Raw genomic sequence first — 16,805 nt, 5'->3', positions numbered from 1 at the left:
GAGGGTAGGTTCGCTAGCCGGCCTTTTTAGCTACTTATTTAACGTGGCTGCAAGCCGACCGGCCAAATCACCACGGGATAAAGCTTCAATACTGCCAGGGTGCGCTTGCGTTGATTCCTGGAGTTTGGTTCTCTGGAGGTCCTGACGGGGGAACGCAGCGTGAGCTTGCCGGCTAGCAACGTTCTCCCCAATCAGGTGGCTCCCCGAGGTGCGAGGCCAGCGCGAAAGCTGGTCTCGCCGACAGGGCCTAAGAGAACCTTGCAACAACTTGTTGCGCCTCGCAACGACAAACGGTCGGTGCGATAAAATGATCCACACTTGGGATGCGATAGGAGTGACACATGGCGAAGTCGCCGATTACAGGTAACAGCGTTCTTCCTCTTGTAATCAAGCCTGCCCGCGGCGGCGAAGGCGCATCCGCACAGCCCGTTACCACCGGCTCTGGCGCGCCTGCAAAGCCGCCTAAGAGATAGGAAATTCGCGCTTGATTTGGGCCGGCGGAAGCCTCCAGTTTACGTCTACTCGTTTGACCGAGGCCCGCGGGATATAGGTCAGCGTGACGTCGGCGTCATTGCCAGTAATATCAAATGCCGCAAAATTGTTCTCGGCGTCGTATCTTCCGGTCACGTACAAGCCGATCCCATCCTCGTTCATGAAGACTGCAGTCTTCGGGCGGGGCTTCATCTGTCCGAAGTTGGCTTCGAGTACTGTGCCGTCGTCCAAATGAACTTGCAGCACCGTCCACTCAGCCGGATTATGCATAATGCTTTGCCAGACAGATGCTTCGTGATCGTCTCGATACACACGCAACGTCTTCATCAATGAGTGAGAACAGCGTTCTCCGAACGCTCGCCAAGCTGCTCCGAGTCCGATGGCGACCATCACTGTCAATCCTGCGACGAGCGCAGCATTGATCGAGTCGTTCTTGGGTATCGTGTTTGGAACCCAGAATGCCGTCGCTACGACTGCACGAGCGATAAGACCAAACGTAAGGACTTGAAGCAGAAAATCCTCTGTCCTGTGATTTCTGTTTCGCCCGACGGTGACAATTTTATACGCGATGTAGCCCGCGACCAAGACGATCTGGAACTCAATCGGCATCTTAAGAAGCGTATCCAAAAGTTCCCCTCGTCTGCTAAATCTACGTCACGCCATATCACAAGTTAAGTTGCGGGACACTGGTGCAACCACCGCCCTCCGCACTTCCTCAATAGCCCCGGCCGTATAGCTTTCGATCCGATCGGCCCATACGGTGGTCACATTGATGTAGCCGCCGACCGCGCTGTTCGCCGCATGCTGCGCCTGTAGCAGCGCCGGCATGTTCGCCACAGGATCCGCACCGAACGCCTCCAGAACCTCGCCAGGCACCATCGGTGTGGCCGCGATATACGGTATGTCGGCATTGCCGTTGACGCTCGAGATTATGCAGGCGGCTGGCCCTTCCTTGCTCCATCCGGCTAGAAAGATATCGACCGGGCCCAACCCCAGACCTTCAAAGTGCTCCCGAAGGAAATCCCTCGCGCTATCGTAATCTCGAGCCGCCACGCAAACGGCGCCGACTACCTTCGTAAGTACGTCCATCTTGCCGCGGGTGGCGATGGCCAGCCGCATATGCGGGATGGGCATCACCTTCGGAGCGTCGAAGTCCGGTCCCGCGTGAGAGCGTGCGCGGGTGTCGGTGATGATGGTGACGCTGCCGTCGAGCCGGAGAACATTGATCGCAGTCATCGGATTTGGACTCCCTTCGAAAGGCCTGTGGTCGCAATCGCGGCGGCGATGCTGGTGGTAGTGATGCCGGTGGCACCAATGGCGATACCGGGCCCCAAAACCGCGGTGAACAGCGGCGTGAAGATTGGGTCGTAGGTGATGGGACCATATAGAGACGTCGTGCACGCCAGGTTGTTGGCGATGTAGCGCGTTCTCACGCGGCCAACTCCGGAACGATCTTCTCGCCGATGCGGTCGGGCCACGTGTGGATAGTCTCGACCGTCACGCGGTCGGCGGAAATCGTCGTCAGGTCGATTTGGCCGCCGATGCACAAGAAGCCGACATCTCCAGAAGGGTTCCGGCCAAGCTGCGAACGGCAGGCTTGCATGACGGCCAGCCCCCCTCGACGCATCCATGCTTCGGCGCCTTCGCCTGGCAACGGCGGTAGCAAAAAAGTGCGCGGATCGTTCGACATCTGGCCGCCGTAGAAGAGAGCCGCGGGCGATGTGAGTTCGAAGGCGTTTTCGCCGTAGGTGCGGAACATGCGATGGAAAGCGCCAATTGCTGGCGACCACCCGGCGAGCACGACCTCGACTGGCTGCTCTCGCTGGATCGATCGCGGCTCAAGCTCCATTTCGGCAAGGATCAAAGGGAGGGCGAGGAGCATGTCATCCACGCCGACCCTATCAGCCAGCGCGGTAAGCTTTTCAGCCCAGAGATCCCCGATGCCTTTAAAGCCACGTGTTGCCACAGCCAAGCGCGCTTTCGATGCAATGCGAACTTTGCGCCCGATGCACCTAACCACGCCGTCGGAATCATACCCGGCGCCGTCGGTGAGAAGGTACACCGTGTCAGGGCCGGCGAGCGAGAGGATTGCACTCATTGTGGGAACTCCATGGTCATTGTGAAGCCGTCACCCACTAGGGCGTCGGCGATGGCGCTCGCGAATGCATCACCGAGATCGCCGCCGTTTTGAATCAACGCGTCTTTGAATGTGCTGAAGAAGCCAGACACGCCGTCGCTCATTTCCTGGAACTGCAACGATTGCCGAATGCTCTGAGCATTCTTGCCACCGAGATCCTCCGGCAAACCGTACTGCCGCAGTGTTTGGACAATCTTCTGGTCTTGTTGAGAAAGCGAACTGAAGCGCGCCTGGTTCACCAAATCCTGCTGCAACTTCGCTTGAGAAAGCGCCTGCGAGTACTTCTCGTATAGCGCAACCTTCTGCTCGATTTCGGCGCGCTGGGCCTCGGAAAGGGAGCGCCCCTTGTCCTCCGCCTGCTGAAGTAGTTCGAGCCGGAAGCGCGCGGCATCCGTTTGGATTCCGTACTGGCCGGTAAGTTCCGTTTCCAGCCTCAGTTGCGCAATGCGATCGTCAGCGCTCTTGACCAGATCGCGGTAGGCGTTTGCGGCTCGGCTGGCGGCTGTTTCTGTCTTCTTCGTTGCTTCTTGGGCGCCCGGTAAGCCGTCGAGCTCGATGAGCGGCCTGCGCTCTGGAACTGGACCGTTGTCGGGCAGTACCGTGCCACCACCTTGGATCGTGCCGTCAGCGCTCCGAAGGACACCGCCATACGCGCCTTGGCTCGGGTGCCGCGACGTCAGCGCTATCGCTTGGTCTATCGCGAACTTTTTGGCATTCGCCGACGCTCGATCGATGGAATTTGCCAGGCCGTCGAATTGCGTGGCGAAGTCGGAGATTGCCGGATTGCCTGTCTCCGCGATAAAGCTAACGAGCGAGTCTTGAACCTTCTTGGCATCCGCGGCCGTGGCGCTACCGCTGGCAATTCTTGCCTGGAGATCGTTGAACGCCTGTTGAAGCGCGACAATTCCTGCGACGTTGTCGCTGCTTTGCTGAATATCTGTCTTGAGGCGCGTGAATTCGACGTTGATGTCATCGAGCTTGGCCCTGAGTTCGTCCCACTGCGCACTCGCGCCAATCCCTAGTGCCTCAGTGCGCTCCTTGTCGCCGGCGAGCCTTTGCCTCTCGTCGTTATAGGCCTTCAGAGCAGGAAGGACGTCGCCCCATTTCTCGGCCACCGTGTTCACGAGCTCGGCTTCACGCTTCAGAGTTTCCTCTGACTTCGACCCGCCCCACTCCATGGTGCTGAAATACTGGATGGCGGCCGCGCCACCGGCAACGAGACCAATGGTGAGCAGCGAAACAGGGCTCACCAGCGAGGTGAACGCCGCAGCGAGGCCGCTGACGACCTGACGTCCGTTGCCCATCGTATTGAGTACCGACGAAAGCTGCGTGCCCTGTTGCAAAGCGATCTGCAGCGGGTTCATGCCCATCGCCGACGTGACGGCAATATCTTGGAACTGGGCGGCGATGTTGGCGGTCTGGAAGCCCTGGCCCATTTGACCGCGGGCGGGTGTCTGGGCCAGCGCAGCGTTCCGCCCCTTGATCGCCGCAGTCGACGCCAAGGCCGCCTGCCGCTCTCGCTGGATGGCGGAGGTCATCTCGTTGGCCGAGATCGCACCAACCGCATGCGCGCGGCGAATGTCGGCAACTGCCGACTTGTAATTGTTTATGGTCGCAAAAAGCGGGCTGTACTTGGCGCGCAGGCGCTCAAGCTCCTTGCCCTGATCAGCGAGTGCGCCGGTCCATTCCTTGGCGCCCTTCGAGCCGATCCCGACCATCTTGTCGACGCGAGCCTGCAGCGCAGTCGTCATCGAGTTGTCGATGCCCTTGCCCAGACCGTCGAATTGCTTCTGAACCTTGCCGGTGGTCGACGAAATGTCTTGCTCGAGCCGCTTCAGGCTCCTTTTCACCGTAGCAAGGTCGGTGCTGATGGAAATTACAAGATCGTCGGTCTTTTCAACCATCAGGCCTCCACCGCCCGCCCACAAGTGGCGTTCGTTCGTTTAGTCATTTGAGTTTCCTTGTGAATTAGTGCGCGCTTGTCGCGTGCTATAGCGCGGTCGTCTGGACAATTTCTGCGCGAATCAGTGATCGTTCACTATGACCTACAGACAACACTTCCTCGTCGGCATAGCTGCTGGCATCTTCATCCTCGCGGTTTGCATAGAGGCCGTCCGTATGGGCTGCGACCTCGGATGGGTGGGCACCTTTGATGGTGTCGTGGGATGGTTAGGCCGGTTCAAGTGGCTGTACGACTACCAGACGTTCATAGGTGCACTTGTCGCACTGGGAGCTGCCTACTGGACACTGAGGGCAATAAAGCTGCAGGTGCTTCAATCTCGCAGTTCCACTAAACTGCAACTTGCCCAAGTGGAACGGCATGAACGGGAACGGCGCGAGGCGAAAAGGGCTGCTGCAAGGGCGGTTCTGCCGCTATCGCTCGGAGTGCTGGGCGAGACTGCTAGGCAACGAAGCCAGGCTTTGTTAGAAGTTCTTGGCCAATGTCAGGATAATTTTCTACCGAAGATTGCGGTTTTGCCAAAATTCGATAGCTATTCTGCGGACGTGCTTTCAAACTTGAAGGAAATGGTGGAGTTCAGCACTGAGTTCGAGCGCAAATATTACTCTCGTCTTATTATCTCCATCCAACTCCAAGCCTCAAAACTTGGCGGGTTAAGCAACGACCACAGTCGACCCGAAGCCTGGGTGCATGCGCATAATGTTGAGGCGTTAATACTTGGCGAGGCCGAAATATACGCACGCGCTTCTGCCTTGTTTGCATTCGCCAGAGGCGCGACTAACGATGTACCGTTGCACATTGTTCGCCGCGAGATATCGGCAGCACTCTTTCTGACGGGCCTACACCAGATCCGAGACGAGCTGATTGAGCGGTACGACCTTGAAAGCGATCAAATCTGGGAGCCCACCAGAAAACATGGTCTACCTTTTTGATCTTCGCCTTGACCATGGAGTTCCAAAGGTTTGGAGTGCCCACGGCTCGTCGAGGTCCGGATGCCGCGGGAGATCCATATAGGCCTCGCCTAGCCGTCGCCATGCGGCCTCTGTAACATCCAGCGGGGGCTGACCATATTCATCCGTCTCGACACCTGACATCTGCAACTCCCAAAGCAGATCGTAGCCTGTCGAAAAGACAGCCTCCCATTCGTTGAGACCATCCGTAGAGCGCTTCCTGTTCTTGCGATATCGAACAGGCATCAGCGCCGGCTTCCGTAATCGGCGGTACGCGGAGCACGCGGGGCTTCTGGAGCATCGACGCCGTCAAGGGCGAGTTCGCGCAGCAACCTCGCGAAGGCGATGCGAGCGTTTTGCATGATTCCGACTTCAGGCCGCTCCTTGGGTTGTCCAAACCGGTCGGTGAAAGTCTGACCGTCTCGATCAAGAACCTCGCGAGCACCCTGTGCCTGATCCCACGCTTCGGCGGCCAGTTGAAGCAGGCGCACGTGATGGCCATGGAGCTCGAATTCCCCGAGCACAGATCGCCACCATTTCTGCGTAGCTGGCCGCAGGTGCGGCGGCGGTTTTGGTGATTTTGCCACCGTTTTTCTCCATCTTTATGGGGCAGCGATGGGCCGAAAACCCCTGAACGCTTGGCCTTGCGTGCCGGCTGAATATTTTCTCAACCGGGGCATGCCGAATCTACGCGATTGGGCACGACCGGTAGCTGGCTCCCGCTGTCGGAAGGATGACTCCGCCCCCTCCCGGTCAGACGAGTGGGATGCCGCGGGCTTTCATCGCGGCCTCGGCCCTTACTCGCAGCGCTGACGCTGTGGTGTCCGGGCCTTCGACGCACAGGCTGGCCGTAGTGGTTGGGTAGGCCGGTACCGCAGTGAGCGTCACCTCGTACAGGTCCACGTCTTCGAGGATGCGAAGGGGCAGTCGATCGCCACCGTCCTCCCATCGCTCAGCCCGCACTCGGAATGAGAAGCTGCATCCCTTGACGTCGCCACGGCGCACCGTGCCTATCGCTTCCTGACCGCTTGGAGTTGTAGGATCAGGCAGCAGGCTGAACCATAGCCCGATGCGGTCCTCCTTTAGCTCAAGCGTGCCGGCCGTTGTGCGACCAAGGATACGGCCGAAGTCATGATCGAGTATGGCAAGAACGTCGGGGTTCTCTTTCAGGGTGCGCGCGAAGCAGCCTGGCGCCAACTGCTCGCGAAACTCACCGGCGATAACGGTTGGCGCGGAGAACGTAGCCGCATAGCCGCTGATTTTCTCCGTCACTTCAGCTTTTCCTCCGCCGCAGCCAGCTTTGCCTCGCGTTGTCCCAGGCGAGATTTGGCCCGCAGTTCGCGGGCGATGTCGACTGGGTCGGTGGTCATGTGGGCGGCCCGCTTGCCAGGGAGGGTCACGCTACGCGTTGCCTTGGTGGTCTTCTTGGTGGCGCGTTCAATTGCCATAGTAGCCAGCCTCCTTAGCTTCCTTGATGTAGCGCTGGACGTGGCCGTCGTATGCGCTCCCCAGGAAGTTCGGCTGCATTGGGCCGAGTGCACTCCAAGAGACGCCCTCACGCTCGAATTGGTCGACGATGTCGATCAGTTCCAGGTGGGCTGCATTTGCTTGCTGTAGCGCTTCGGCAACTGCCTTCACGCGGCGGCCATACTCAGCCTTGGCCGCAGCGCGGACAGCGGCGCTGGCTCGATCGCGGCGTTCGGAGAGTCGGCGCTGGAGGATTTCAATCGCGCCCTCGATATCACCAGCATGCTTGCGGAGTTCTGCCAATCGCGCAGGCCGCTGCTCCAAGGTGATGTCGACGACTTCTCCAAGCAGAGCCGCGACGCCGGAACGCATGGAGGGGGCTTGCCGCGCTCGCAAGTCATGCTCCAACTCGAGAATTTCGCGAGCCGTTGTCGACTGGTCGTTGCGCAGGCCAGCAATCTTCTGCTCGATCTCTCGGTAGTCTTGATCGACTTCGCCAAGGCTCGGCACGCGGAAGGTCTCGGTGGCGGTCGGTGATTTCTTGAAAACCATTCTCAGGCTCCTGTGAAAGTTTCTTTGATAGCGTCGGCAAGGGCAGCCACGTTGATGCTCGTCGAGCGCCGGTGGCCGATCGAGCTCCAATGAGCGCCAAGAGCGCCGAGCTCGCGAAAGCGGCCGATGCTCCCATCGTGCCAATGCACGGCGACTTCAGGCCAATTGGCTACGAACTCGAGCTTGACGCCGCGGACATCTGTGTTGCCGTCGGCGGCCAGGCTGAAAATCGCGTCGATCTCCTCACCTGCGTTCTTCGGCACCGATGCGGGTGCGCGAGATACGTCAGCGCCGCCAGGAGTAAGTTGACGGTAGGTGCGCACCGCGTCTGCTGACTGGTGCAAGGGCACGTCTGCTGCGAGCGCAATGACGAGCGTAACGAAGTCGTCAAGATCCAGTTTGGGCGCGACGCCGGGGGCACCAAGCGGCAATGCGCCGGCCTCCTGCAGCGAGCGCGCCACCTGCCGAGCGCGCGATTTAGGGAAGCCAATGCGGCGCTCCAGCGCGGCAACGGCTGCGTTTAAATTGGCCACGTGGCCTCCTGTAATTTTTAAAAGTTGCGTTTGGATGGTCCGAAAAGAAAGGGCTGGAGCGCGCATCAACTCGCGCTCCAGCCCTAAAGTCCGGCACATGGAGATGAAGCCGGATCGGTTTGCCGCCCTGTCCATCCGAGGTGCAGCAACGGGGCGGTGAGCGACCGCGCGCGGCCACCCACCAGGGGAAGGTGACAGCTTCCCCAAACGAAAAGGGCGCCGTTTCCAGCGCCCTCTCTCTCCCTTAGCCTTTGGGATTTGAAAATGGGGTACCTCTATGCGGCTCGCTGGCTATTCCGCCAGAAGCGATCGATGATTCCGAAACCGTCAAAGATTCTAGCCCGGGCTTCGCCCTTGGCCCCCTTGCTGCCCGCGCCAAGCCCTGCGCCGATCTCGGTGAGCGTAAGACCATCCACGACCGCCCACTCGAAGGCATCCAGGATCTTCGGCACATACGCGAGCCTATACCGCAGGACAGCAAGCTCACGCTTCGCATCGATGCTGGCGAGGAGAGGCCAGTCGCCCTGCCACTTCTTCGGGATAGGAGCGGCGCGTTTCTTGGTCTCGTCGTTGGTGATGGTTGCACGAGTCGCGGGCGTGTCGATGTTGGCCCTCCTGCCAGTGACTACTTTCTGACCCTTGTTCTTGCCATCTTCATCGACATTGTGCACGACGTACAAATCCACGGCTTCCCGACCAACGAGTTGCGTCGGCAAGGTCGCCGCATCATGCAGGGCGCGATATCTCTCAGCCAGGGCCAGGCAGTGATCGTTTTTTTCGGTTCGCAGGAGCTTGGCCAGCGGCCAGTCGCTATTATCGTTGGCGTGCTGCCCGCTGTAGCGGTTCGAGGATGCCCACACGGCATGCAGCGCGATACGCCGCTCAAGAGACGGCCCGTCGTTTGCAAGTTTAACCGCTAAGCCGGGCCCCTTGATGCGGGTGCGGGACGGTTGCCACTCGGTTGCATCTTCTACGATGCAAGGCAGCGCGTCGCCCCGGTCAAATACCGGCACGTTATCGTTGGCATGTTCCAATGATGTCACCTTTTGGAAACGTGGTTGCCGGCCGCTTTTCGCGACTCTGTTCTTGGCGGCCTACCCGCAAAACAGTAAATAAGGTTGGGCGTTAAAAACGCTACATTTAATAACCGTTGATCGGTGAAGATCGTCAAGGCTTCTCTTGAAGATAACAGTTTGTGTGGTTCGCTAGCGGTAGCTTGCAATTTGACGCGTTCGCTGCAGTACTCTTAGTTGTGTGACAACAAAGCGGATTGTGCGATGGGAACTATAGTAGCTGATTGCGTGGAATGTAATGCAAACCAAATCAGCATGACCATGCGAGGCGCCAGCGTGCCGAACATGCCAGCTAACCGGCTGGGGAGTACGCACGGCTATTTTATGGCTGTTTGCACCAGATGCGAGCGGCCGTCGATATTCGTGCTGGACGTGAAGGGTACGGCAACATGGGAAGGCGTTGGACAGATCCTCACTGAATACATCAGCGGCGGTCCAGCGAGGAATTTGTCCGCTACTAACTACGACGTCACCAGATTCGAAACCACCGGCAAAGCGCCAACCATCCCAGAGCACCTCCCAGCCGATGTCGAGAAAGCGTTCGTGCAGGCCGAGGGCAATTATAAGATGGATGGCCATGAAGAGGCCGCCGCAACTATGTATCGCCGCAGCCTTGAACGCGCGCTGGTGGCAACGAAGCCAGATTTGAAAGGTACCCTCGCGGCGAAAATAAAGTCGCTAGTTACCGCAGGCGAAATTCCGACAGCGCTGGGCGACTGGGCGGAGGAAATACGGATCGTCGGCAACGATGGCGCGCATGATGACGAGGTAACGAGGGCAGACCTTAAGGCGGCTAGAATGTTCTGCGACGCATTCCTTCGCTATCTTATAACCCTGCCGAAAGAGATTGAGTTGCGCCGAAACCAACCCAGTTGAGAATTGGAATCGGAGAGTAGCCGCACCAGCGGCGCGGCTACTTTTCTCAGGCGCCTTATTTTGACCGCGTTTTCCAGACGCTGTATAAGGCGATGGCTACCAAAATGACCTTTCCAGTCATTAGAGTAAGCGTCAGGAGCTGTTGCACCAGTTCCAAGAAGCATACCTACGTTTGCGGGGCGGTGGCTTAAGTCGCTGCCCCGTTTCGCGCACGGCCGATGAAAAATGGCCGGCCGGGTAGTAATCGCAGGTCTAAAAATGGCGAAAACGTGCTTCAACCATTTACCTCCCTGGGTTGTTTACCTAAGTTATTGTTTTTACAAGTAATATTTTTGCATTTAGTCAGCTTCATCGGGGCGAAATGATAGCAGAAAATATGATCGCTAACGCTATGGTTGCGTAAGTTCTGCCGAGGACCCTTTCTTGAAGATCTGTGTTCGGACGATCGGGTAGATGGCGCCGTCGGCCTCCTCCTCGATGACGATGAATTTGAGCATGTCGTCTTCGACGGTGACGCCGACAACCCGCACGGGATCGCCGCCTTCATCTTCAGCGTCGAATGCATCTACGCGCATCATGGGAGGCTCTGGCTTGCGTTCGGCGAGGGCGTCAACAAAGGCAGCCTTCATAGTTTCATACATGTCTCTCGAGTCCATCAGGCCGCAGCCTCCATGTTGTCGTTCGCCGGCGCGGGGCGGTATTCCAGCGCGCCCTTATTCCCGGGCATGATCTCAACGGCGTGGTTCTCAAGCTCGCTGGAGTCGTTGACGCCGACCAATCCGAGGGCGCTGCAAAGGGCGCCAAACTCGCGCTGGCCGTCCCGCTGAATGTCCGTATTGGGATGCTCGATGGTGATTACGTGTTCCCATGTTTTCGGCTGGTCGCGCTCACAAAACACCAACTTGAGCTTAGTTCTGAAGTCTCCGTCGTTGTCGACGCCGCTGCCGACGATATCGACCACCCGCGGCCAGCGTGGCTTGTCTTCTTTCTTCGCCGGCGCGTTGGCCTTAGCCTTGGCGATTGCGGCGCCCTTCGCGTCCCCATGGATCAATGGCAAGTCTTCGTCCCAGCGCTCCCCCTTCAGCCAGTTCGCTGGCTCGGGGATCCACTTCTTCTCGACGCCGTGCTTGGCGTAGTGGTCAGCCCACACACCGGCTGCGTTAATGACCGTGGCGCGCAGGTCTGCGCCGATCTTCCGCCACTCTGCCTCGGCCGCCTTCTTGCCGTGCTTTCGGGGCCAGGCGCTCCAGAACTCACTGAATCCATCTCCCGAAGCCGGTCCCGCCGTGGCGGCCGGAAGGCCAGCCAAAGGCGGCGCCACCGGCGCGGCTTCGAACATATTTCCCACCACATGTACCCCGGTCCCGTGGACGGGTACTGTGGATGGGTCTTCGTTCTGCATTTTATGAACGCTATCGCCATTTGTGTTCGGATTTTCCCGAACATCTGTGTTCGGATTTCCCCGAATGCTAGTTTCGGTCGCTGTTGTGTTCGGAGTTTTATGAACACAAACCAAATCCCATGCGGGGATATAGCGGCTGGCCTTGCGGCCGGTCCCTTTGATCTGCGTGAGGTATCCCCACGATACCAGATCGGCGAGGGCGCTATGTACATCGCCGGTGTAGAGGCCGATGCCTGCCGGATCGCGCTCTTTGATTGTCGCGACGATATGCCGAACGCTGGCGAGCGCATTGCCGTAGTCGGAGTGGTACCAGTCACAGACGAAGCCGAACACGAGGCAGTGTTTGCGCTTGGCTCGCTTGTCGTACGGCAGCAGCGTCATCAGTTTGAACTTCGCCTCGAGGCTCTCGGGCTTTGGAAGACGCGGCTTGTCATCGCTCATTGGCTGCCTCGTACGATTCGACGGCAAGAGCGGTGAGGCGTGCTGAAAGCTCAGGCGAGAAGGTCGCCAAGCGACGGGAGCCGTTGGCTTGCGGCGCATAGATGTAGAAGGCGCCGTCGGGCTTCTTTAGAAGCCTCAGGCCGTAAAGACGAATGTGCGGATTGATCTCGAAATCAACCGATGCCAGGCAATCCTGCCGGCGCGTGTCTTTGACCTTGTGGCAATACAAGACGCGCATGTATTCTCCTTATGTTGAGCGCACAAAGGCGCGACCCACCGGCTAGTGACGGTGGGTGGGCGGTGGGACTTTAGTGGCGAAAAACTACAAGAGCGGGCGGAAAGATTTCCGGTCCCACTTTACTCTAACTCATTGATTTTCAGGAGTTATGGCGCGACCTCCGGGCCCACCACTTTTTGTCCGTCACCACGACCGCCTCTATTTCCCAATCTGGGTGTTGGAAACTCAAGAATGCGAATTGAATGCGTCGCGTGAGCGGTGGGCATCAGGTTTGCCCAAGCGAATAGTGCCTTCCGATTGCAAGGCGTGTCGGCCTGATCCGGTCTTTGCCTGACCGCTTGGCGCTGACCAAAAAAATGCCCGCAGAACGCGGGCAGTTTTGGAGTGGGCGCATACGCTCAAACATGTTGCGCCTGGCACCAAGGTGGCTGCCAGAGGTCAACGAACTGTAAATGCGCGGTGGCTAAAAATGAGGAATGGGGCGGTACTTGCGTTCCGATACCGTGCCGCTCGACCGGTCGGCGCGGTGGATGGGGCGGCTTTGCCGCCGATTTCCCGCTTTCGCGCGAAATTATTCCGTACGAACCATTCGGCGGTGCCGCCCCCGCATACCACCGGGCGTGGTAGCCGGCGGGGTGGGCGGGCTGCCTGATGGCGGGTGGGGCCGCTTTCGCGCTGTCTATCAGGCAAGCGTTTGGTTTTCCTGTTTTGTCTTGCCGATCCCCGTGCCGACGCGCGAGCGCGGTGCGCGGCCAAGCTCCAGCCGCATTGGCACTTGGGTCAGCGGGCTTAGCTGCAACCTCCGGAAGAGGTTGCTAAGAAAGAAAATATTAATTTAAGCAATTTATAATGGAAGAGGGGTTGAACATTGCCGCCATATACCCCAAAGGAGGCGCCGGGCGGTCGTGGCCGCTAATTCGAAAGGATGCTTATGCGAGATAAGACCGCATGTGCAGGCGCGCGCCGCACCACCATTTCGGGTTTCAAGTATCTCGTACCGACCGCTTCCATTCTTGGCCTTCTGCTCGCCACTGCCGGCTGCTCGTCGACGGTGATCGGTGAAACGCCGCTGTTCGCGTCCAGCCATTCCGGCGCCTATGCCAGCCCTTCGGTGAAGATCCGCAAGGAGCAGAAGCAGTTGCGGGTCGCCAATGCCGATGAGGATGTGGTCGCGCCGCGGCCCGTGAGGAACAGCACGGCCGCCTATCTGGGCCGCGCTCCCTATATCTGCTCGGCGAGCGGCTTCGGCCGTACGTCGCACTGCTTCCTGAGAGCTTCGCTCTAACGGGACTGTTTCCGTTCGAGTTTGCGTAATTCCAGTGCGGTGAGGTCGCCGGGGATCGTTTGGGGATCGGCCGGTTCCCTCCTTGGCGGTGACTTTCCGACTGCCGCATGCGTGACGTGTCCGGTTTCATTTGCGGCGTCTACAGCGCCGCGCGTCTTATCAGACGCGCAAAGGTCGCTGTAGCATTTTGAATAGCTGCATGTGTCCTTAAATCGGCTACGACTTAAGGAAACATGCAGTAGGGGCGATCCGCCGGAGAATGTTCGTTGTCTGCCAGAGTTTTGAGATCAGCCCTTGCCGCGGGATCCCTGGCGCTTCTCGCCGTCACCGGAACACCGGCGGCGCGTGCGGATGATCCGGCGGGCGGCATCGACCGAAGGCTGACGACGGCGGCGATCGAGCCGCGGGCAAAGGGCGGGAAGGAGCGGGCGGTTGCGATCGGCGTCTACGATCCCCATGACGCCGTTGCCGACAGCGATGCGCTGGAGCTCGAACATGTCTTCGTCTACTGGCAGAAGCCGGACCGGGCGCTCCTGAAGCGCAAGACCGCGATCGCAGCGCGGCAGGGGCGGGCGCTGATGCTCTCGGTCGAGCCCTATACCCACGCCACCGACTGGCGTGCCGGCGGCGAGAGGCTCTTTGCCGATATCGGCAAGGGCCGCTTCGACCGCGAGATTGGCGACGTCTGCGCCCGTGCCGCGGCCTTCGAAGGCCCGGTCTATGTGCGCTGGGGCCACAGATGGAGGACCCCGATGGCCGCTATCCCTGGGCGCGCGGCGACAAGGACGGCTACAAGAAGGCATTCCGCTATTTCGTGACAAGATGCCGGGAGCTCGCGCCCAAGGCGCGGTTCGTCTGGTCGCCGAAGGGCCATCGTAATCTCGCCGGCTATTATCCGGGCGACGATGTCGTCGATGTCGTCGGCATCCCCGTCTGGGGCTTGCAGAAGATGGACGTCGACTATTGGGGGCGCGAGCGCCGCTTCAGCGAGGCGCTGAACGAAAAATACCAGCGTGTCGCGGGCTTCGGCAAACCGGTCATGATCGCCGAACTCGGCGTCTCGGGCTCGGCCGATTACAGGCGCGCCTGGTACAAGGAAATCCTCGATCAGCGCACCTATCGGCAGGCTTTTCCGCTGCTGACCGCCGTCGTGTTCTTCAACGACAGGGAGCCCTACAAGTGGCCGCTCGGCTACGGCGCACCGGACTGGCGGCTCGACAAGGAAGCGCTGAAGGCGCTTGCCGGCCGTCAGACGAAGGAAGCGGCGGAACTTACCGACTGATCGTCTGTTTCATTCGTCAAAGCGTGATGGCTTGGGGTCTTCGGCGCCCTTTGGGCGATGCGCCGATCGTCCTTCGGCGCATCGTGAGAGACTGGTCCACGGGACCTTGGGGATTTCCGCGTCAGGTCAAGAGCAGGCCCGATTCGCGGGCAGCGGCCGCAAAGCAGCGGCTGGCCCGTTCGGTACTCGTCAATCCGTCCAGCGCGTCCAGGCAGCGCCTGAGAGCCGCGCGATACTCCCGTCCGCGACGCCCCGGCCATTGCCGCAGCAACTCGACGGCTTCGAAAACCGTTCTAACGACAGTCTGCCGTTTTGCGGATAACCGGAGGGGGATGGGAGTGGCGAAGAATTTCTCGCTCATTTGCTTTCCTCGTTCTCAGTCTTTTTCGAGCGCGAGGCCAACGCTGTCGTGCGGGAATGGTTCCGCGGATCACCGAGTTTTTTCGGCACTTGACCCTTTTGTGATTCCCGGAGCGCGGGAGCGGATTCTAAAGTTCGAGTGCCGCCTTGAGGTCGGTCGATTTGTGGGTGCGAAGGTCGAGGTCGGCTTCGATGTGGTCGATATGATGGACCATCAGTCTGGCGGCCGCGTCGATGTCGCCGCGTTCCAGCGCGTTGACGATCTCGTCGTGTTCGCTGTGGCCGCAGCTCGAAACGGTCGACTGGCCGTAGAGCGCGATGACCAGCGAGGAACGGGCGATGAGCTCGTCCATGAAGCGGCGGAGAATGGCGTTGCCGCTGAGGTCGGCGAGCGCCAGGTGAAAGTCGCCCGAGGCCTTGATCTCGGCGCGCCTGGCCGATTGGCCGCGTTGTTCGGTCAGCCGCTGTTCGGCAGCAAGCATGCACCGGAGCTCTGCGAGCTCGGTCTTGCCGATATTCGCCGCTGCGGCGCGCACGATACCGGGCTCGATCAGCCGGCGGGTTGCGAAGATCTGGCGTGCCTCGTCGATCGAGGGATGGGCGACGAAGGCGCCACGGTTCTTCTCGACATTGACGAGGCCCTCATAGGAAAGCGCTTGAAGGGCTGCGCGCACCAGCGTGCGGCTGACATTGAAGAGTTCGCCGACATCGCTTTCCGAAAGCTTGGTGCCAGGGGCAAGCCGCCGTTCGACGATCGCATCGCGCAAGGTATCGCGGATATGCTGGCTGCCGGTGTCGGTGGCCATCTCGGCCGGTGGGGGCGTAGTGGTCAAGGACATGAATCGATCCGCGAAGCAATGGCTCATCTTATCGTCGGGCGGGGCGAAGGGAAACGACAATCTGTCGCGCATGGGTTGCGCGCCGAAGGCTACTTGTCGAGTTCGGGATAGACGCGGTCGAGGAAGCCGGGCCGGAGTTTCTCGCCGATCAGGCAATCGGGCGCCGGGAAGGCATCGACATATCGCACGGTTGGCGGTGGCGGCAGCCCGCTCACTTCGAGCACGAGCTTCTGGCGGATGGCGATGGAAAAATCTTCCGGCTCGTGTACCGGCAGCACGAAGGACCCGGGGCCGCCGATGACGCATTCGGCATAATACTGGTCGAGCGGGCCGGTCGAGACCGAGGGGCGGATGAGGATCGCAAGCCCGTTGATGGTGATGCCGCGGGCGACCGCCGTCTCGCGGGCCGGAATGACCGGCGGGCCGATATTGTTCGGGCCATCGCCGGAGACGTCGATCACCCGGCGTATGCCGTTGTAGGCGTTCGAATCGATCAGCGCCGTACCGTAGGTGATTGCGTTCGAGATCGACGTGCCGCGCCGGGTGCCGACCGGACGCGCCTCGATCCGCTTGGCAAAGGCATCGGCGTCGGCGGCGGTGGAGATCACTTGCCAGGCGACGACGGAGGATTCGTTAACCGTACCGGCCCATTCGAAATAGCCGATGGCGATCTTGCCCAGTTGCCCGCTTGCGACGGCATCGAGGAAGTCGCGGTGCCGGAGCGCCTCGACGTAACCGGCGCGCTGGATGCGCGCCTCATCCAGATCCATCGAGCCGGACATGTCGACGGCCAGGATCAATTCGACATCGACATCCGTCGACGCGGCGGTCGATGGACTCGGGCCGCCACTCAATGAGAGAAACAACGCCAACACGCTCAACATCGCTTCAACCAGTCATTGCGCGCGGTCAGATTAG

Annotated in this window: 22 protein-coding genes and 1 riboswitch; of the genes, 5 read left to right on the top strand and 17 right to left on the bottom strand. The window is 59.8% G+C overall.

From position 1 onward, the window contains the following. Positions 1-5: 5 nt before the first annotated feature. A riboswitch (SAM riboswitch) is annotated at positions 6-84 on the bottom strand. A gap of 378 nt (positions 85-462) precedes the next feature. The 5 genes from BHMPCIPO_RS14140 to BHMPCIPO_RS14120 are packed head-to-tail and all read right to left on the bottom strand — an operon-like array spanning position 463 to position 4,533. Beyond that, the gene (locus BHMPCIPO_RS14140; RefSeq protein ID WP_173517338.1) at positions 463-1,119 is read right to left on the bottom strand and encodes a DUF6338 family protein; all 657 of its coding nucleotides are present in this window, start codon (positions 1,117-1,119) and stop codon (positions 463-465) included. Positions 1,120-1,146: 27 nt separating this feature from the next. Next, entirely contained in the window at positions 1,147-1,728 is a 582-nt protein-coding gene (locus BHMPCIPO_RS14135) for a hypothetical protein (RefSeq protein WP_173517337.1), read from the bottom strand. Next, positions 1,725-1,925: a hypothetical protein gene (locus BHMPCIPO_RS14130; RefSeq protein WP_173517336.1), complete on the bottom strand. Its 201-nt coding sequence runs from the start codon at positions 1,923-1,925 to the stop codon at positions 1,725-1,727. Before BHMPCIPO_RS14130 ends, BHMPCIPO_RS14135 begins: the two co-directional genes overlap by 4 nt. Beyond that, entirely contained in the window at positions 1,922-2,590 is a 669-nt protein-coding gene (locus BHMPCIPO_RS14125) for a hypothetical protein (RefSeq protein ID WP_173517335.1), read from the bottom strand. Before BHMPCIPO_RS14125 ends, BHMPCIPO_RS14130 begins: the two co-directional genes overlap by 4 nt. Beyond that, entirely contained in the window at positions 2,587-4,533 is a 1,947-nt protein-coding gene (locus BHMPCIPO_RS14120; protein WP_173517334.1) for a phage tail length tape measure family protein, read from the bottom strand. Before BHMPCIPO_RS14120 ends, BHMPCIPO_RS14125 begins: the two co-directional genes overlap by 4 nt. Positions 4,534-4,669: 136 nt before the next feature. On the opposite strand from BHMPCIPO_RS14120, the gene BHMPCIPO_RS14115 reads away from it, so the two are divergent. Further along, the gene (locus tag BHMPCIPO_RS14115; RefSeq protein WP_173517333.1) at positions 4,670-5,521 is read left to right on the top strand and encodes a hypothetical protein; all 852 of its coding nucleotides are present in this window, start codon (positions 4,670-4,672) and stop codon (positions 5,519-5,521) included. A 263-nt stretch (positions 5,522-5,784) separates the two neighbouring features. On the opposite strand, the gene BHMPCIPO_RS14110 is transcribed toward BHMPCIPO_RS14115, so the two are convergent. From BHMPCIPO_RS14110 to BHMPCIPO_RS14085, 6 genes are all read right to left on the bottom strand, one after another. After that, entirely contained in the window at positions 5,785-6,126 is a 342-nt protein-coding gene (locus tag BHMPCIPO_RS14110; protein ID WP_173517332.1) for a P27 family phage terminase small subunit, read from the bottom strand. 166 nt (positions 6,127-6,292) lie between these two features. After that, entirely contained in the window at positions 6,293-6,811 is a 519-nt protein-coding gene (locus tag BHMPCIPO_RS14105; protein WP_312033032.1) for an HK97 family phage prohead protease, read from the bottom strand. After that, on the bottom strand, positions 6,808-6,987 hold the full coding sequence (locus tag BHMPCIPO_RS14100) for a hypothetical protein (protein ID WP_173517331.1): 180 nt from the start codon (positions 6,985-6,987) through the stop codon (positions 6,808-6,810). The genes BHMPCIPO_RS14105 and BHMPCIPO_RS14100 overlap by 4 nt, the downstream gene beginning before the upstream one ends. Beyond that, a complete protein-coding gene (locus tag BHMPCIPO_RS14095) occupies positions 6,977-7,558 on the bottom strand; it encodes a hypothetical protein (protein ID WP_173517330.1) in 582 nt (193 codons plus the stop codon). The genes BHMPCIPO_RS14100 and BHMPCIPO_RS14095 overlap by 11 nt, the downstream gene beginning before the upstream one ends. Positions 7,559-7,560: 2 nt before the next feature. Then, the gene (locus BHMPCIPO_RS14090; protein WP_173517329.1) at positions 7,561-8,157 is read right to left on the bottom strand and encodes a hypothetical protein; all 597 of its coding nucleotides are present in this window, start codon (positions 8,155-8,157) and stop codon (positions 7,561-7,563) included. 209 nt (positions 8,158-8,366) lie between these two features. Further along, positions 8,367-9,125 carry a hypothetical protein gene (locus BHMPCIPO_RS14085; protein WP_173517328.1) on the bottom strand — a complete coding sequence of 253 codons (759 nt, stop codon included), beginning with the start codon at positions 9,123-9,125 and terminating at the stop codon, positions 8,367-8,369. Positions 9,126-9,368: 243 nt separating this feature from the next. Between BHMPCIPO_RS14085 and BHMPCIPO_RS14080 the strand changes: the two genes are divergently transcribed. Beyond that, the gene (locus tag BHMPCIPO_RS14080) at positions 9,369-10,040 is read left to right on the top strand and encodes a DUF4145 domain-containing protein (RefSeq protein ID WP_173517327.1); all 672 of its coding nucleotides are present in this window, start codon (positions 9,369-9,371) and stop codon (positions 10,038-10,040) included. Positions 10,041-10,429: 389 nt separating this feature from the next. On the opposite strand, the gene BHMPCIPO_RS14075 is transcribed toward BHMPCIPO_RS14080, so the two are convergent. The 3 genes from BHMPCIPO_RS14075 to BHMPCIPO_RS14065 are packed head-to-tail and all read right to left on the bottom strand — an operon-like array spanning position 10,430 to position 12,121. Then, positions 10,430-10,681 carry a hypothetical protein gene (locus tag BHMPCIPO_RS14075; RefSeq protein ID WP_210266454.1) on the bottom strand — a complete coding sequence of 84 codons (252 nt, stop codon included), beginning with the start codon at positions 10,679-10,681 and terminating at the stop codon, positions 10,430-10,432. Between the two features lie 14 nt (positions 10,682-10,695). Continuing rightward, the gene (locus tag BHMPCIPO_RS14070; RefSeq protein ID WP_173517325.1) at positions 10,696-11,883 is read right to left on the bottom strand and encodes an LvrA C-terminal domain-related protein; all 1,188 of its coding nucleotides are present in this window, start codon (positions 11,881-11,883) and stop codon (positions 10,696-10,698) included. Beyond that, complete coding sequence (locus BHMPCIPO_RS14065; protein ID WP_173517324.1) at positions 11,873-12,121, bottom strand: hypothetical protein; 249 nt, start codon at positions 12,119-12,121, stop codon at positions 11,873-11,875. The genes BHMPCIPO_RS14070 and BHMPCIPO_RS14065 overlap by 11 nt, the downstream gene beginning before the upstream one ends. Before the next feature lie 931 nt (positions 12,122-13,052). On the opposite strand from BHMPCIPO_RS14065, the gene BHMPCIPO_RS14060 reads away from it, so the two are divergent. The 3 genes from BHMPCIPO_RS14060 to BHMPCIPO_RS14050 all read left to right on the top strand — a co-directional run bounded on the left by BHMPCIPO_RS14060 (position 13,053) and on the right by BHMPCIPO_RS14050 (position 14,688). Further along, complete coding sequence (locus BHMPCIPO_RS14060) at positions 13,053-13,406, top strand: hypothetical protein (protein WP_173514883.1); 354 nt, start codon at positions 13,053-13,055, stop codon at positions 13,404-13,406. Between the two features lie 266 nt (positions 13,407-13,672). After that, the gene (locus BHMPCIPO_RS14055; RefSeq protein ID WP_173517323.1) at positions 13,673-14,224 is read left to right on the top strand and encodes a hypothetical protein; all 552 of its coding nucleotides are present in this window, start codon (positions 13,673-13,675) and stop codon (positions 14,222-14,224) included. After that, positions 14,146-14,688, top strand: a complete 543-nt coding sequence (locus BHMPCIPO_RS14050; protein WP_173517322.1) for a glycosyl hydrolase — start codon at positions 14,146-14,148, stop codon at positions 14,686-14,688. The genes BHMPCIPO_RS14055 and BHMPCIPO_RS14050 overlap by 79 nt, the downstream gene beginning before the upstream one ends. Positions 14,689-14,809: 121 nt before the next feature. On the opposite strand, the gene BHMPCIPO_RS14045 is transcribed toward BHMPCIPO_RS14050, so the two are convergent. From BHMPCIPO_RS14045 to BHMPCIPO_RS14035, 3 genes are all read right to left on the bottom strand, one after another. Next, positions 14,810-15,049 (bottom strand): DUF982 domain-containing protein, encoded by a 240-nt coding sequence (locus tag BHMPCIPO_RS14045; RefSeq protein WP_173517321.1) that lies wholly within the window; start codon positions 15,047-15,049, stop codon positions 14,810-14,812. A gap of 127 nt (positions 15,050-15,176) precedes the next feature. Continuing rightward, entirely contained in the window at positions 15,177-15,887 is a 711-nt protein-coding gene (locus tag BHMPCIPO_RS14040; protein ID WP_173517320.1) for a GntR family transcriptional regulator, read from the bottom strand. A gap of 89 nt (positions 15,888-15,976) precedes the next feature. After that, positions 15,977-16,771, bottom strand: coding sequence for a DUF1194 domain-containing protein (locus tag BHMPCIPO_RS14035; RefSeq protein WP_173517319.1), 795 nt, complete (start codon positions 16,769-16,771; stop codon positions 15,977-15,979). Positions 16,772-16,805: the final 34 nt, after the last annotated feature.

Source organism: Ensifer sesbaniae (assembly GCF_013283665.1).
Classification (GTDB): Bacteria; Pseudomonadota; Alphaproteobacteria; order Rhizobiales; family Rhizobiaceae; genus Ensifer; species Ensifer sesbaniae.
Note: the sequence above shows the minus strand (reverse complement) of the source record. Positions and strands in the feature narration are given on the sequence as shown.

What these genes read in the sequence shown, in the direction of transcription:
- BHMPCIPO_RS14135 (WP_173517337.1), bottom strand. Translation starts at nt 1,728, where the DNA reads ATGACTGCGATCAATGTTCTCCGGCTCGACGGCAGCGTCACCATCATC.
- BHMPCIPO_RS14125 (WP_173517335.1), bottom strand. Translation starts at nt 2,590, where the DNA reads ATGAGTGCAATCCTCTCGCTCGCCGGCCCTGACACGGTGTACCTTCTC.
- BHMPCIPO_RS14120 (WP_173517334.1), bottom strand. Translation starts at nt 4,533, where the DNA reads ATGGTTGAAAAGACCGACGATCTTGTAATTTCCATCAGCACCGACCTT.
- BHMPCIPO_RS14115 (WP_173517333.1), top strand. Translation starts at nt 4,670, where the DNA reads ATGACCTACAGACAACACTTCCTCGTCGGCATAGCTGCTGGCATCTTC.
- BHMPCIPO_RS14100 (WP_173517331.1), bottom strand. Translation starts at nt 6,987, where the DNA reads ATGGCAATTGAACGCGCCACCAAGAAGACCACCAAGGCAACGCGTAGC.
- BHMPCIPO_RS14095 (WP_173517330.1), bottom strand. Translation starts at nt 7,558, where the DNA reads ATGGTTTTCAAGAAATCACCGACCGCCACCGAGACCTTCCGCGTGCCG.
- BHMPCIPO_RS14090 (WP_173517329.1), bottom strand. Translation starts at nt 8,157, where the DNA reads ATGCGCGCTCCAGCCCTTTCTTTTCGGACCATCCAAACGCAACTTTTA.
- BHMPCIPO_RS14080 (WP_173517327.1), top strand. Translation starts at nt 9,369, where the DNA reads ATGGGAACTATAGTAGCTGATTGCGTGGAATGTAATGCAAACCAAATC.
- BHMPCIPO_RS14075 (WP_210266454.1), bottom strand. Translation starts at nt 10,681, where the DNA reads ATGTATGAAACTATGAAGGCTGCCTTTGTTGACGCCCTCGCCGAACGC.
- BHMPCIPO_RS14070 (WP_173517325.1), bottom strand. Translation starts at nt 11,883, where the DNA reads ATGAGCGATGACAAGCCGCGTCTTCCAAAGCCCGAGAGCCTCGAGGCG.
- BHMPCIPO_RS14065 (WP_173517324.1), bottom strand. Translation starts at nt 12,121, where the DNA reads ATGCGCGTCTTGTATTGCCACAAGGTCAAAGACACGCGCCGGCAGGAT.
- BHMPCIPO_RS14060 (WP_173514883.1), top strand. Translation starts at nt 13,053, where the DNA reads ATGCGAGATAAGACCGCATGTGCAGGCGCGCGCCGCACCACCATTTCG.
- BHMPCIPO_RS14050 (WP_173517322.1), top strand. Translation starts at nt 14,146, where the DNA reads ATGGAGGACCCCGATGGCCGCTATCCCTGGGCGCGCGGCGACAAGGAC.
- BHMPCIPO_RS14045 (WP_173517321.1), bottom strand. Translation starts at nt 15,049, where the DNA reads ATGAGCGAGAAATTCTTCGCCACTCCCATCCCCCTCCGGTTATCCGCA.
- BHMPCIPO_RS14040 (WP_173517320.1), bottom strand. Translation starts at nt 15,887, where the DNA reads ATGTCCTTGACCACTACGCCCCCACCGGCCGAGATGGCCACCGACACC.
- BHMPCIPO_RS14035 (WP_173517319.1), bottom strand. Translation starts at nt 16,771, where the DNA reads ATGTTGAGCGTGTTGGCGTTGTTTCTCTCATTGAGTGGCGGCCCGAGT.